The 12,901-nt window shown below is 71.1% G+C and carries 14 protein-coding genes; 9 read left to right on the top strand and 5 right to left on the bottom strand.

Annotation, left to right across the window (positions count from 1 at the left end):
- Positions 1-13 precede the first annotated feature (13 nt).
- Together argG and argH are read left to right on the top strand one after the other, a co-directional pair.
- On the top strand, positions 14-1,435 hold the full coding sequence (gene argG / locus BLW32_RS16850; protein ID WP_068520412.1) for an argininosuccinate synthase: 1,422 nt from the start codon (positions 14-16) through the stop codon (positions 1,433-1,435).
- 8 nt (positions 1,436-1,443) lie between these two features.
- Positions 1,444-2,883 carry an argininosuccinate lyase gene (gene argH / locus BLW32_RS16845; RefSeq protein WP_068739758.1) on the top strand — a complete coding sequence of 480 codons (1,440 nt, stop codon included), beginning with the start codon at positions 1,444-1,446 and terminating at the stop codon, positions 2,881-2,883.
- A gap of 61 nt (positions 2,884-2,944) precedes the next feature.
- Here argH and BLW32_RS16840 read toward each other — a convergent pair whose 3' ends face one another.
- The 5 genes from BLW32_RS16840 to BLW32_RS16820 form a co-directional block, all read right to left on the bottom strand.
- The gene (locus tag BLW32_RS16840; RefSeq protein ID WP_068739756.1) at positions 2,945-3,562 is read right to left on the bottom strand and encodes a TetR/AcrR family transcriptional regulator; all 618 of its coding nucleotides are present in this window, start codon (positions 3,560-3,562) and stop codon (positions 2,945-2,947) included.
- Positions 3,559-4,317 (bottom strand): ABC transporter permease, encoded by a 759-nt coding sequence (locus BLW32_RS16835; protein WP_139286229.1) that lies wholly within the window; start codon positions 4,315-4,317, stop codon positions 3,559-3,561. The genes BLW32_RS16840 and BLW32_RS16835 overlap by 4 nt, the downstream gene beginning before the upstream one ends.
- Positions 4,314-5,045 (bottom strand): ABC transporter ATP-binding protein, encoded by a 732-nt coding sequence (locus tag BLW32_RS16830; RefSeq protein ID WP_068739754.1) that lies wholly within the window; start codon positions 5,043-5,045, stop codon positions 4,314-4,316. Before BLW32_RS16830 ends, BLW32_RS16835 begins: the two co-directional genes overlap by 4 nt.
- A gap of 83 nt (positions 5,046-5,128) precedes the next feature.
- Positions 5,129-5,917 (bottom strand): SDR family NAD(P)-dependent oxidoreductase, encoded by a 789-nt coding sequence (locus BLW32_RS16825; RefSeq protein WP_068520404.1) that lies wholly within the window; start codon positions 5,915-5,917, stop codon positions 5,129-5,131.
- A 78-nt stretch (positions 5,918-5,995) separates the two neighbouring features.
- On the bottom strand, positions 5,996-6,688 hold the full coding sequence (locus BLW32_RS16820) for a winged helix-turn-helix transcriptional regulator (protein WP_068523140.1): 693 nt from the start codon (positions 6,686-6,688) through the stop codon (positions 5,996-5,998).
- Between the two features lie 115 nt (positions 6,689-6,803).
- Between BLW32_RS16820 and BLW32_RS16815 the strand changes: the two genes are divergently transcribed.
- From BLW32_RS16815 to tyrS, 7 genes are read left to right on the top strand one after another with little or no spacing between them, the layout of a single operon-like run.
- The gene (locus BLW32_RS16815) at positions 6,804-7,166 is read left to right on the top strand and encodes a DsrE family protein (RefSeq protein WP_068739752.1); all 363 of its coding nucleotides are present in this window, start codon (positions 6,804-6,806) and stop codon (positions 7,164-7,166) included.
- Positions 7,167-7,219: 53 nt separating this feature from the next.
- Complete coding sequence (locus BLW32_RS16810; protein WP_068520399.1) at positions 7,220-7,711, top strand: DUF4334 domain-containing protein; 492 nt, start codon at positions 7,220-7,222, stop codon at positions 7,709-7,711.
- Entirely contained in the window at positions 7,708-8,781 is a 1,074-nt protein-coding gene (locus tag BLW32_RS16805; RefSeq protein WP_068739750.1) for an NAD(P)-dependent alcohol dehydrogenase, read from the top strand. The genes BLW32_RS16810 and BLW32_RS16805 overlap by 4 nt, the downstream gene beginning before the upstream one ends.
- Before the next feature lie 9 nt (positions 8,782-8,790).
- On the top strand, positions 8,791-8,997 hold the full coding sequence (locus BLW32_RS16800) for a Trm112 family protein (RefSeq protein ID WP_068739748.1): 207 nt from the start codon (positions 8,791-8,793) through the stop codon (positions 8,995-8,997).
- Between the two features lie 10 nt (positions 8,998-9,007).
- Complete coding sequence (locus BLW32_RS16795; RefSeq protein WP_068739746.1) at positions 9,008-9,589, top strand: DNA-3-methyladenine glycosylase; 582 nt, start codon at positions 9,008-9,010, stop codon at positions 9,587-9,589.
- Positions 9,590-9,644: 55 nt separating this feature from the next.
- A complete protein-coding gene (locus tag BLW32_RS16790) occupies positions 9,645-10,841 on the top strand; it encodes a hypothetical protein (protein ID WP_074850650.1) in 1,197 nt (398 codons plus the stop codon).
- The gene (gene tyrS, locus BLW32_RS16785) at positions 10,831-12,099 is read left to right on the top strand and encodes a tyrosine--tRNA ligase (RefSeq protein WP_068739742.1); all 1,269 of its coding nucleotides are present in this window, start codon (positions 10,831-10,833) and stop codon (positions 12,097-12,099) included. The genes BLW32_RS16790 and tyrS overlap by 11 nt, the downstream gene beginning before the upstream one ends.
- Positions 12,100-12,901 lie beyond the last annotated feature (802 nt).

Genomic DNA, 12,901 nt, shown 5'->3' with positions numbered 1-12,901 from the left:
AGGCTTATCGACCATGTCCAAGGTCCTCTCCACCCTGCCCATCGGCGAGCGCGTCGGCATCGCCTTCTCCGGCGGCCTCGACACCTCCGTGGCCGTCGCCTGGATGCGCGACAAGGGCGCCGTGCCCTGCACCTACACCGCCAACATCGGCCAGCCCGACGAGCCGGACATCGACGCGGTCCCCGGCCGCGCCAAGGAGTACGGCGCCGAGATCGCGCGCCTGGTCGACGTGCAGCCGCTGCTGGTGCAGGAGGGCATCGCCGCCCTGCAGACCGGCGCCTTCCACATCCGCTCCGGCGGCAAGACCTACTTCAACACCACCCCGATCGGCCGCGTCGTGACCGGCACCATGCTGGTGCGGGCCATGAAGGAGGACGGCGTCGACATCTGGGGCGACGGTTCCACCTACAAGGGCAACGACATCGAGCGGTTCTACCGCTACGGCCTGATGGCGAACCCGGCGCTGCGCATCTACAAGCCGTGGCTGGACTCGCAGTTCGTCACCGAGCTCGGCGGCCGCAAGGAGATGAGCGAGTGGCTCGTCGCGCACGGCTTCCCGTACCGCGACTCCACCGAGAAGGCCTACTCCACCGACGCCAACATCTGGGGCGCCACGCACGAGGCCAAGGACCTGGAGTACCTCAACACGGGCGTCGTCATCGTCGACCCGATCATGGGCGTCGCCCCGTGGGACGAGTCCGTCGAGATCACGACCGAGGACGTCACCGTCACCTTCGAGGCCGGCGTGCCGGTCGCGATCAACGGCGTCGAGTACTCCGACCCGGTCGAGCTGGTCCGCGAGGCGAACCGCATCGGCGGCCGCCACGGCCTGGGCATCTCGGACCAGATCGAGAACCGCATCATCGAGGCCAAGTCGCGCGGCATCTACGAGGCGCCGGGCATGGCGCTGCTGCACGCCACCTACGAGCGCCTGGTGAACGCGATCCACAACGAGGACACCATCGCGACGTACCACAACGAGGGCCGCCGCCTGGGCCGGCTGATGTACGAGGGCCGCTGGCTGGACCCACAGTCGCTCATGCAGCGCGAGGCCATCATCCGCTGGGTCGCGTCGGCCGTCACGGGCTCCGTCACCCTGCGCCTGCGCCGCGGCGACGACTACTCGATCATCGACACCACCGGCCCCAACCTGAGCTACCACCCCGAGAAGCTCTCGATGGAGCGCGTCGGTGACGCCGCCTTCGGCCCGGACGAGCGCATCGGCCAGCTCACCATGCGCAACCTCGACATCGCGGACTCGCGTTCCCGCCTCGAGCAGTACGCGGTCCAGGGCATCGTCGCGGGCGAGACCGCCGCGCTGGTCGGCGAGCTGGAGCAGGGCGGCGCCGACGCCATCGTCGCGGGCGGCGAGAAGACCCCGTCGAACTTCGACGAGGTCGGCAACCACGCCGCGTTCGACCTCGGCACCGACTAGGAGATCCGTTGAGCGAGAACGCCGAGAAGCACGGCACCAACGAGGGCAGCCTCTGGGGCGGCCGGTTCGCGTCCGGTCCCGCCGAGGCGATGGCAGCGCTGAGCAAGTCGACACACTTCGACTGGGCGCTCGCCCCGTACGACGTGCGCGCGTCGAAGGCGCACGCCCGCGTGCTCAACCGCGCGGGGCTCCTGTCCGACGCGGACCTGGAGGCCATGCTCGCGGCGCTCACCCGGCTCGGGGACGACGTCGCTTCCGGCGCCTTCCAGCCGGCCGAGTCCGACGAGGACGTGCACGGCGCCCTGGAGCGCGGGCTCATCGAGCGGGCCGGCCCCGAGGTCGGCGGCCGGCTGCGCGCGGGCCGGTCGCGGAACGACCAGGTGGCCACGCTCTTCCGGATGTGGCTGCGCGACGCGGTACGGCTCGTCGCCGTCGGCGTGCTCGACGTGGTGGACGCGTTCGTCGCGCAGGCGCAGGCGAACCCCGACGTGATCCTGCCCGGTAAGACGCACCTGCAGGCGGCGCAGCCGATCCTGCTGTCGCACCACCTGCTGGCCTACACGCACCCGCTGCTGCGGGACGTGCAGCGGCTGCAGGACCTGGACAAGCGGATCGCGATCTCGCCGTACGGTTCCGGCGCGCTGGCGGGATCGTCGCTGGGGCTCGACCCCGATGCCATCGCGGCCGACCTCGGCTTCGACTCGGCCGCCGACAACAGCCTCGACGCGACCGCCTCGCGCGACTTCGCGGCGGAGGCCGCGTACGTGTTCGCGCAGATCGCCGTGGACCTGTCGCGCTGGTCGGAGGACGTGATCCTGTGGAGCACGGCCGAGTTCGGCTACGTGACCCTCGCCGACGCGTGGTCCACGGGCAGCTCGATCATGCCGCAGAAGAAGAACCCCGACGTCGCCGAGCTCTCCCGCGGCAAGGCCGGCCGGCTCATCGGCAACCTGTCGGGCTTGCTGGCGACGCTGAAGGCGCAGCCGCTCGCGTACAACCGCGACCTGCAGGAGGACAAGGAGCCGGTCTTCGACTCGGTGGAGCAGCTGCGGCTGTTGCTGCCGGCCGTCGCCGGGCTCACGGCCACGCTGACCTTCCACCCGGAGCGCATGGGCGCGCTGGCCCCGGCCGGCTTCACCCTCGCGACGGACGTCGCCGAGTGGATGGTGCGGCAGGGCGTGCCCTTCCGCGTCGCGCACGAGGCGGCGGGCGAGTGCGTCCGTGCCGCCGAGTCCCGCGGCGTCGGCCTCGACGGCCTCACCGACGAGGAGTTCGCCGCGATCCACCCGGCGCTGACCCCGCAGGTCCGCGAGGTGCTGACGGTGCGCGGCTCCGTCTCGTCCCGCGACGCCCGCGGCGGCACGGCCCCGTCGGCCGTGGCCCGCCAGCTCGCGACGGTTTCCGCCGCCGTCCCGCCGCTCCGCACCTGGGCCACCACCACCGCCTAACCCCGAATTGAACACCGTTTCTGACACGGAAACCGCAGGTCGTCGTGAACAGAAACGGTGTTCAATCGCAGGCGGGGGGATGCAGCGGGCCGGTGATGACCTGCTGCAGCGGCGGCGCGGCGAGGGCGACGACCTCGTCGACGGTGAGCGATGCCAGGGGCTCGAAGCCGACGACGTAGCGGGCGACGAGTAGCCCGAACACCTGGGCCACCATGAGATTCGCGCGCAGCACCCCGTCGCCGGGTCCCGCCTCCATGCGGCCGATGAGCTCGGCCAGCGCGATCTCCAGCAGGAAGCCCCGCACGATCGCGGGGTCGCCGCCGGTGCCGAGATTGGTGCGGATCACCGCGACGCCCACGTCGCGCAGCGGCCCGTCCCACATCGTCAGTAGCGCCCGGAGCAGCGCGCGGGCGGCGTCGTCGAGCGGGGCCTCTCGGAGCGGCGCCCGCACGAACTCCGGATCGACGGGGATCGCCAGCGCCGCGAGGTACAGCTCCTGTTTCGTGCCGAAGTAGTGGTGCACGAGGGCGGGATCCACGCTCGCGGCCTCCGCGATCGAGCGGACCGTCGTGCCCGCGAGGCCGCCGCGGGCGAACGCGGCCCGGGCGGCGGCGAGGATCTCGGCCCGGGTGTCGGGGCTGCCGGTGCGCCGGCCGGATCTGCGCCCCGGCCCGCTCACGCGACCTTGCGCGGCAGCGTGGCCGCCGCGAGCGCGAGCGCGGCGACCGCGAAGCCGGCGACCACCGCGAGGGAGGTCCACATCGTCGTGGTCGCGGACCCGTGGGCGCCCACCTCCTGCAGCGCCTTCACGGCGTAGGTCATCGGCAGCACGTCGGCGATGCCCTGCAGCCAGCCCGGCATCGCGTCGTGCGGGACGAGCAGGCCGCACAGGAAGATCTGCGGCACCACGACGATCGGCATGAACTGCACCGCCTGGAATTCGGTGCGGGCGAAGGCGCTGAACAGCAGCCCCAGCGCGACGCCCAGCCAGGCGTCGACCACGGCGATGAGCACGACCAGCCACACGCTGCCCGCGGTCTTCATGCCGAGCAGGTACGCCGCCACCGTGGTGGCGACGGCGGCCTGCGCCGTCGCCGCGACCGAGAAGGCGACGGCGTAGCCGAGCAGCAGGTCGGCCTTGGCGAGCGGCGTGGTGAGCAGCCGCTCGAGCGTGCCGGAGACCCGCTCGCGTTGCATGGCGATCGAGGTGACGATGAACATCAGCGCGAAGGGCAGGACGCCCAGCAGGACCAGCGCGATCCGGCTGAACAGCGCTGTGCCGCCGAGGGAGTCGCGGTAGAGGAAGTACATCAGCGTCAGCAGCGCCGTCGGCACCACCACGATCATGGCGATGGTGCGGGGATCGGCGCGGAGCTGGCGGAGCACGCGCAGCGTGGTCGCGCGGGTGATGCTCGGGTTCAGGACGGTGCTCATGCCGTCGCCTCCTGTTCGCGGACGAGCGCGAGGAAGGCGTCGTCCAGGGTGGGTGCGCCGGTGCGGGTCAGCAGGTCCGACGGTGCGAGCTCGGCGACGAGCCGCCCGTCGCGCAGCAGCAGGAGGCGGGCGCAGTGCGCGGCCTCGTCCATGACGTGGCTCGAGACGAGCAGCGTGGTCCCGTCGGCGGCCATGGCCGCGAACCGCTCCCACAGCTCGGCGCGCAGTAGGGGGTCGAGGCCGACGGTGGGCTCGTCGAGGATCAGGAGTTCGGGGCGCGCGACCAGTGCGCACGCGATGCTGACCCGCGAGCGCTGCCCACCGGAGAGGGCGTCGGCCCGGCGGTCGGCGAAGGCGCCGAGGCCGACGGCGTCGATCGCCTCCGCGGCGTCGGTCTTCGCGGTCGAGCGCCGCCCCGGGTACAGCGCGCCGAAGTACTCGACGTTCTGCGCCACGGTGAGGTCGCCGTACACCGCGGGGGACTGGGTGGTGTAGCCGACGCGGGCGCGCAGGTCCGGGCTGCCCGCGGGGCGCTCGAGCACCGTCGCCGTGCCGCCGGTGATGCGCTGGGCCCCGACGATCACCCGCATCAGGGTGGTCTTGCCGGAACCGGACGGGCCGAGTAGGCCGGTGATGGCGCCGGCGGGGATCTCGGCGTCGAGGTGGTCGAGGACGGTGCTGCCCGAGCGGACCACGGTGAGCCCGGACACGGTGATCGCGCTGGTCATGGCGCCTCCAAAGAATTCACTCGACGATGAATTCATCGTCGAGTGAATTGTGCACCCGGGGGAACCGGGGCGTCAAGGGGCTCTCAGTCGCGCTGCCGCCGATGACCGACGCGCCGCATCGCGTCCAGCACAGGGAGCCCCACGGACGGTGCGACATCGGAGGTGCGGGCGAGGGCGCCGCGCCAACGCGGCACGACGCGGAATATCTGGCGCGACTGCAGGAGACGAAGTCCGGAGGCCGCCACGTCGTCCGCGTCGAGGGGTTTGGGGCCGGCGAAGAGCAGGGCGGCGCCGGCGTCCTTCTCCCGCTCCGTGACCATCGCGGTGCGGACCACGTCCGGGCACAGCGCTCGCGCGCGGATCGGCAGTCCGGCGTGATTCAGATCGCCCTGGAGCGACGTGGTGTACGACAGCACCGCGGCCTTGGTGGCGGCGTAGATCGCCAGCCCGGGGACCGGGGAAAGAGCGGACAGCGAGGCGACGTTGAGGATGGCCCCACCGCGCGCGCCCATCGCGTTCACCGCCGCTGCGGAGCCGCCGATGGGCCCGCGCAGATTGACGTCGAGGATCGCCTGCACCTGGTCGTCGTCGTGCTCCCAGCTATCGCCGGCGATGAGGATGCCCGCGTTGTTGACCCACACCGCCAGCCGGCCCAGGTCCCGTGCTCGATCCGCGACGTCGCGGTGCGAGCCGAGATCACGGACGTCCTGCGCGATCCCGACGGCGTCCCGTCCGATCTCCGCAGCCGCGTGGGCCGCAGCGTCGCCGTCGATGTCGGTGAGGATCACACGGTGCCCCTGGTCGGCGAGGCGATGCGCGAATCGCAGGCCGATGCCGCGGCCCGCTCCGGTCACTACTGCGATGGAAGTCATGTCTGAAGAACCTAGGCCCCGAGACCGCCGCGCACGTCGTGCTCGGGGGACGGAATCCCGCGCCGATCGCCGCCGTCGTCAGTCCGCCGGCCCTACGCTCCCCAGAACGGGGTGCCGCCCGAGCCAACCGGGGAAGCCCCGCTGTAGCGCGGTGACGCCCGCGAGCGTGATCCGGCCGTCGGTCAGGGCGCGGCTGATCGCCTCGTCACCCATCCACACGCGCGTCAGGGTCCGTAGGTCCGCGTCCACCCAGAGGTCCACGTCGAAGCCCGGCGGCACCAGGCACAGGTCGACGGGGCGGTCGGCGACACCGTCGTCCACCAACCAGTAGTGATCGCGGCCGGGCGGGGCGTCGGTGAAGCGGAACTCGACCACTGTGCGGCCGGCGCGCAACCCGCCCGGCCTCAGGTACCGACGCACGTCCCACATCAGCAGTCCGGGGTCGAGGTCGTCGGGCGTGTACTCGCTGCGGGCCCACCGCTGCCCCCAGACGCCCATCGCCAGGATGATGGGGGCGAGCTCAAGGCCCGCCGCGGTCAGGCGGTAGTCGGCACCGCCACCCGGGGTGGGCTCGCGGGTGATCACGCCGGCGGCGGCCAGTCGACGCAGGCGCGCCGTCAACAGGGCGGTGGAGACGGTCGGCACGCCCCGCGCGATCTCGCCGAATCGGACGCTGCCGCACATCAACTCGCGAAGGATGAGCGGGGTCCACCGCTCGCAGAGGATCTCGGACGTCTTGGAGACCGGGCAGAACTGCCCGTACTCGGCCATCTCCGCACGGTAGTCCCCGGAGGGCACGCACGGAGCTTCATTTTCTGAACTTCCGCACCGGGCGCACCGCGCCCACGCTGGGAAACGCAGGTGATGGACGACGAAGGAGAGAGTGATGACCGGTAGGGCGGTGGTCTCGTTGACCACGGGACTCGAGGACGCGGAGAAGGTGACGGTGGCGTTCCTGGTCGCCGTCGGTGCGGCGGAGTCGGGGCGCCCGACGCTGATGTTCCTGACCAAGGAGGCGGTGCGCCTGGCGACGGTCGGCGTCACTACCGGCGTCGCGTGCGCCGGATGTCCGCCCATCCCCGACCTGATCGCGCGATATACGGCGGCCGGTGGAGTATTCCTGGTATGCCCGATCTGCATCGATGCCAAGGGACTGCGGGAGCAGCCGCGCATCGCCGGTGCGACGCTGGGCGGCACCGTGCCGATGTGGGAGTGGATCGGCGACGGGGCCACGACGTTCAGTTACTGAAACGTGTTTCCGTTTTCGGCCATGCGGTGGAGAATGTCGGATAACATCGCGACATGACCGCAGAGCGCACCGTCCGCGGGCTCATCGACGAGCCGCGCCACTCCGAACCCGCCGAACTCGCCGGGCTGTTCGCCCAGCTCGAGCCCGTTTCCATCGCGTTCCTGCTCGGCGACTGGCGCGGCGGGGAGCTGCCGTCGGGCCACCCGATGGACGGTTCCCTCGGCAGGGCGCGGTGGTACGGCAAGAGCTTCGTGTCCGAGAACGACGTGCAGCCGCTGGTCTGTCTGGACGAGCACGGCGAGAAGTTCTCCAACGTCGCCCTCGGGAAGGGGGAGGCCACGCTGCGGCTCATCGACTTCGACGGCACGGTGACCGCCTCGATGGTCTACGACGGGCAGCCGGTCATCGACCACTTCGCCAAGGTCGACGACGACACCGTCATGGGCGTGATGACGGGGAAGAAGCTGGCCGCGCCGTACTTCTACTTCTATCTCGAGCGCGATACCCGGCCCGGCCCGGCCGGCGGCTGCCTGGCGGACCGGTGACGGGCACCGTCGCGCGGGTCGTCGCCGCGCCGGGGGAGGCACCGTCGGCCCTCGAGATCCAGGTCCCCGAGCCCACGGGTAACCAGGTGCTGGTGCGGATCCACGCGGTCGGCGTGTGCCACACCGACCTGACGCTCGCCGCGCAGTGGCCCGAGCAGGGACTGCCCGTGATCCTCGGTCACGAGGGCGCCGGTGTCGTCGAGGCCCTCGGCCCGGACGCTCAGGGCCTCGCGGTGGGCGACCGGGTGTCGCTCACCTTCGACAGCTGCGGCACCTGCGAGTTCTGCGCGGCGGGCACTCCCGGTTATTGCGAGCAGTCCATCACCCGCAACTACCTCGGGCTGCCGGGCATCCGCTCGGGGGAGACCGCGGTGACCGGCGGGTTCTTCGGCCAGTCGAGCTTCGCGGGCCTCGCGCTCGCGACGGATCGCAACACCGTCCCCATCGGAGACCTTCCCTTCGAGCTCGCCGCGCCGCTCGGGTGCAGCGTCCAGACGGGCGTCGGCACGGTGACCCGCGCCCTGCAGGTGCGGCCGGGGCAGTCCGTCGTGATCTTCGGGACCGGCGCCGTCGGCCTCGCAGCCGTCATGGGCGCGAAGCTCGCGGGCGCCACGACGATCGTCGCGGTCGATCCGCGGGAGGATCGCCGCGCGCTGGCCCTCGAGCTGGGGGCCACGCACGCCGTCGAGGCGGGGCCGCAGGCCGCGCAGGCGGTCATCGAGGCGACGGGTGGTGGCGCGCACGCCGCCGTCGACACCACCGCCCGCGCCGATGTGCTGGGCCAGGCCGTTCTCGCCCTCCGACCGCGCGGCACGCTCGCGGTCGTCGGGCTCGGCGCGCCGTCGGCCGACCTGCCCGTCATGCTCATCATGGCCCGCGGCCTGCGGGTGATCGGCGTGATCGAGGGGGACTCCGAGCCCGCCGCGTTCCTCCCCGAGCTCGCGGCGGCCGCCGCCGCGGGGCGCCTGCCCGTCGAGCGGCTCGTCACCGTCTTCACCGATTTCGACGAGGCCTGGGCCGCGGCCCGCGAGGGCACCGCCGTCAAGCCGGTCTGGCTCCCCGCTGGGTAGCATGGCGCCATGGCCATCGACGCGACGCTGCTGAAGATCCTCGCCTGCCCGCAGGACAAGGGGCCGCTGCTGTACGTGCCCGATGAGCTGTTCTACAACCCGCGCCTGCGCCGCGCCTACCCGATCGAGGACGGCCTGCCCGTCCTCCTGATCGGGGAGGGGCGCGACGTCGACGACGCCGAGCACGAGTCGATCCTGGCCCGCGCCGCGCAGTGACCCGACCCCGGTGACCGCGACCGCGCGGGACCGGCTCGCGGTCCATCCGCTCCGGGCCGCCCGGCTCGTCCTCGGTTCCGTGCTGGTCGTCGGCGAGGTCCGCGCCCGCATCGTCGAGGTGGAGGCCTACGGCTCGCCCGAGAACGGCCCGTGGCCCGACCCGGCCGCGCACACCTATCCGGGGCCGACGCCGCGCAACGACGTGATGTTCGGGCCCGCCGGCCACCTGTACGTGTACCTCTCGTACGGCATCCACCAGTGCGTCAACATCACCGCGGGACCCGACGGGGTGGGCGCCGGCGTACTACTGCGTGCGGCCTCGATCGAATCCGGTCTCGACCTGGTCCGGGAGCGCCGCGCTGTGCGGGATCCCGATGCGCGCCTCGCCGCCGGGCCCGGCCGTCTCGGGCAGGCGCTGGGGATCACCGTGGCCGACAAGGGGATCGACGTGCTCGATCCTGCCTCCGAGGTCGGGCTGGAGATCGCCGCCCGACGGGGCCCGGTCGCCGCGGGGCCGCGTATCGGGATCAGCAAGGCGGTCGAGAAGCCGTGGCGACTGTGGCTGGCGGGCCACCCGTCCGTGAGCCGCTGACCGGTCCCAGCGGGATCCAACCGTGCACCAAGCGGGAGCGGGTGCACTCCTGCGTGTGACCGACATGGACCAGCTCGCCCGCGACCGCGGCCTCAACGCGGTGAACGCGCGGGCGTTCGCCCATCCCGATGAGGACGAGGCCTCCCGTGCCCTCATCGGGGCGCCCTTCCCGGCGACGACCGAAGGCCTGCTCGAGGCGGGCTGGGCACTCGTGCCGATCTTGCAGACCCGCTCGGCGGCGGCGCTGGCGACGGCGGCGGAGTCGCGGCTCGCCGCGATCCTGGGCCTGTTGAACCTGCGTCGGCTCGGCCCGGCCGCCGCCCGCGCCCACGCGGAGCTCGATCGGCACCGTCATCTCGCACACCGGGCGCAGATCCCGTCGGATCTCGGCGCGGCGTACGTGATCGCCCTGGCGCTCGCCGTCGCCGGGGCCCTCGTCGTCTGGCTGCTGTCGTTGCTCGGTGCGGTCTTCGCCCTCGGCGCGCTCGTGGCGCTGGCGATCCTGGTCGCCGGGGTGTTCCTCACCCTGCGGTCGGTGACCCGCGCCGAGCTCGCGGCCGCGCCGGTCGCCGTTCGCGGTCTGCGCATCGCGCCGTGGCTGGGCGGCCTGCCGGCCACCACCGCCGCCGCGGTGCAGACGCTGTTCGACCTTCCCGCCGGGCTCGCCGACCTGACGTTCGCCGAGGACCGCGACCTGCTCACCGTCGACGACGGTGCCGACGCGGTCGTCGTCGTGGCCCGGTCGCGCTTCCTCGCCGACGCGGGCCGGGCGGCACCGTCGACCGCCGACGACGTGCGCGACCTGCTGACCGGCTACCGGCGGTCGGGCGTGCCGGGAGTGCTCGTGCTCCGACGCGCGGTCGTCGCGCCGGTCTGGCTCCGTGGCCCCTTCGACGGCTGGGAGCGCCTCTTCGACCGCTTCGGCGCCATTGGGCCGATCACTGTGCGGTGGACGGTGCAGGGCGGCGCTCTCATCGCCGAGCTCGCGGAGGAGTACGACGACGAACCCGTCGCCGTGCTGGTCGGAGACCTGGCGGAGCTCGCCGAGACGTCCGGCGCCGTCGCCCTCCGCAGGGCCGACGACGCCGCGCGCGCGGTCGCGGACCTCCTCGTGGACCAGTTGGTGCACGGGGACCTCGTGATGTTCACGCGCGGCGGGAGCCCGGCCGACCGTGAGCTGTTGGTGACCGCTCTGCAGGGCGGCGACCTCCGTGACGCCGCGGTTCGTTCACAATGGACCGGTGAGCACTGACATCCTCGAGGAACTGTCCTGGCGCGGCCTGATCGCGCAGTCCACCGATCTCGACGCGCTGCGCGAGCGGCTCGCCGCCGGGCCGATCACGCTCTATGCGGGATTCGACCCCACCGCTTCCTCGTTGCACGCCGGCCACCTCGTCCAGCTGCTCACGCTCCGCCGTTTCCAGGAGGCCGGGCACCGGCCGATCGTCCTCGGTGGCGGCGCGACCGGCCAGGTCGGCGATCCCCGCGACGTCGGCGAGCGCGTGATGAACTCCGTGGACACCGTGGCCGCGTGGGCGGCGAAGATCGACGACCAGCTGCAGCGGTTCGTCGCGTTCGACGGCGACAACGCCGCGATCCTGGTCAACAACCTGGACTGGCACGGGCAGATGAACGTGCCCACCTTCCTGCGCGATGTGGGCAAGCACTTCTCGATCAACGTCATGCTCGCGCGTGAGACGGTCAAGCGCCGCCTCGAATCGGACGGGATCAGCTACACCGAGTTCAGCTACATGCTGCTCCAGGCGTACGACTACGTGGAGCTCGCGCGCCGCTACGAGGCGGCGCTGCAGATCGGCGGCTCCGATCAGTGGGGCAACATCGTGGCCGGCGTGGACCTGAACCGGAAGATCGACGGCCGGCACGTGCACGCGCTGACCACCCAGCTGGTGACCTCCTCGGACGGCAAGAAGTTCGGCAAGTCCACCGGCGGCGGCTCCCTGTGGCTCGACCCCGAGCAGACCAGCCCCTACGCCTGGTACCAGTACTTCGTGAACACGGCCGATGCCGACGTGATCCGCTACCTGCGCTGGTTCACCTTCCTCACGCAGGACGAGATCGCCGAGCTCGAGCGCGAGACGGTGGAGGCCCCGCAGAAGCGCACCGCGCAGAAGCGGCTCGCTGCGGAGATGACGACGCTGGTGCACGGCGAGGAGCACACCCGCGCCGCCGAGCTGGCCGCGCAGGCGCTGTTCGGCCGCGGCGAGCTCGCGGATCTCCCCGAGGGCACGCTCGCGGCCGCGCTGGAGGAGGCGTCGGTGGTCGAGGTGGCGGCGGGGGAGCCGCGCACCATCGTCGACCTCCTGACCGCGTCCGGACTGTGTGAGTCGAAGGGCGCCGCTCGTCGCGCGGTGAAGGAGGGCGGCGCCTACGCGAACAACGTGAAGGTGGAGTCCGAGGAGTGGGAGCCGGCACCCGGCGACCTGCTGCACGGACGGTGGCTCGTCCTCCGCCGCGGCAAGAAGACCTTCGCGGGCGCGCGTTTCGCCTGAAATCGCTGGTCATGACCACAGAGGCCGTCCCGTCGTCGAGCGCGGGGCGGCCTCTGTGCTGCAGGTCACAAAGCTGGGGTTCGACGACTTCCGGACGGCCGCACATGGCTGACCTGCGCAGATGAACAGCACGTTACGCGCTGACCTGGGGATTTGTGCTTCCGTTCCACGGTGCGTAACTTATTCGAAGTCAGCGCGACACCGACCAGGACGGGGCCGAAAAGCCCAGGTCAGACGGTAGAAACGCAGACGCTTTGACAACATGGAGCCGAGCCCCGGTTTGACACCGAGATCGACTCCGACATAAGCTGGAACGGTTGCTCCGAGCAGCCAGCCACTACGGAGAGTGTTCCTCTCGAGCGTGTCATACGGTCGAGGGTATCTCAACGTGCGGTTGCGCGGTTCGAAGCAGTTCCGAGAGTGACCCGCGAGAGCGAGTTGCACACGGAAATCCGCTCTGCTAAGCTTGAACGGTTGCTTCGAGCGGGTCGCCTTGACAGGCGGGACGTGAGAATGTAACCTGGAACGGTTGCCTGCGAAGGTTTCCACTCCACTGTTAAGACCTCGTTGTGCGGGGTTGTGGTGAAGTGAGCCGCGTTTGGCGTGTTCTTTGAGAACTCAACAGTGTGTCGATGAAATTGTCAGTGCCAAATTTTTTGGCACGCATGGACAATCAAGTTATTTGGTTGTTTGTGTTGTGGCTTTTCTCGTTTATTTCTTTGCGAGATGTATTTCTGGAATCATTGATTTTTGTCAGTGGTTTCGTTTTTTGTTCAGGATTTCCTGATTATGCTGAAACTTC

This window comes from Tsukamurella tyrosinosolvens (genome assembly GCF_900104775.1).
Lineage (GTDB): Bacteria > Actinomycetota > Actinomycetes > Mycobacteriales > Mycobacteriaceae > Tsukamurella > Tsukamurella tyrosinosolvens.
Note: the sequence above shows the minus strand (reverse complement) of the source record. Positions and strands in the feature narration are given on the sequence as shown.

Bases quoted from the DNA above. Each gene is read 5' to 3' on its own strand.
- argG (WP_068520412.1), top strand. From the start codon at position 14: ATGTCCAAGGTCCTCTCCACCCTGCCCATCGGCGAGCGCGTCGGCATC.
- BLW32_RS16835 (WP_139286229.1), bottom strand. From the start codon at position 4,317: ATGAGCACCGTCCTGAACCCGAGCATCACCCGCGCGACCACGCTGCGC.
- BLW32_RS16830 (WP_068739754.1), bottom strand. From the start codon at position 5,045: ATGACCAGCGCGATCACCGTGTCCGGGCTCACCGTGGTCCGCTCGGGC.
- BLW32_RS16825 (WP_068520404.1), bottom strand. From the start codon at position 5,917: ATGACTTCCATCGCAGTAGTGACCGGAGCGGGCCGCGGCATCGGCCTG.
- BLW32_RS16820 (WP_068523140.1), bottom strand. From the start codon at position 6,688: ATGGCCGAGTACGGGCAGTTCTGCCCGGTCTCCAAGACGTCCGAGATC.
- BLW32_RS16815 (WP_068739752.1), top strand. From the start codon at position 6,804: ATGACCGGTAGGGCGGTGGTCTCGTTGACCACGGGACTCGAGGACGCG.
- BLW32_RS16810 (WP_068520399.1), top strand. From the start codon at position 7,220: ATGACCGCAGAGCGCACCGTCCGCGGGCTCATCGACGAGCCGCGCCAC.
- BLW32_RS16800 (WP_068739748.1), top strand. From the start codon at position 8,791: ATGGCCATCGACGCGACGCTGCTGAAGATCCTCGCCTGCCCGCAGGAC.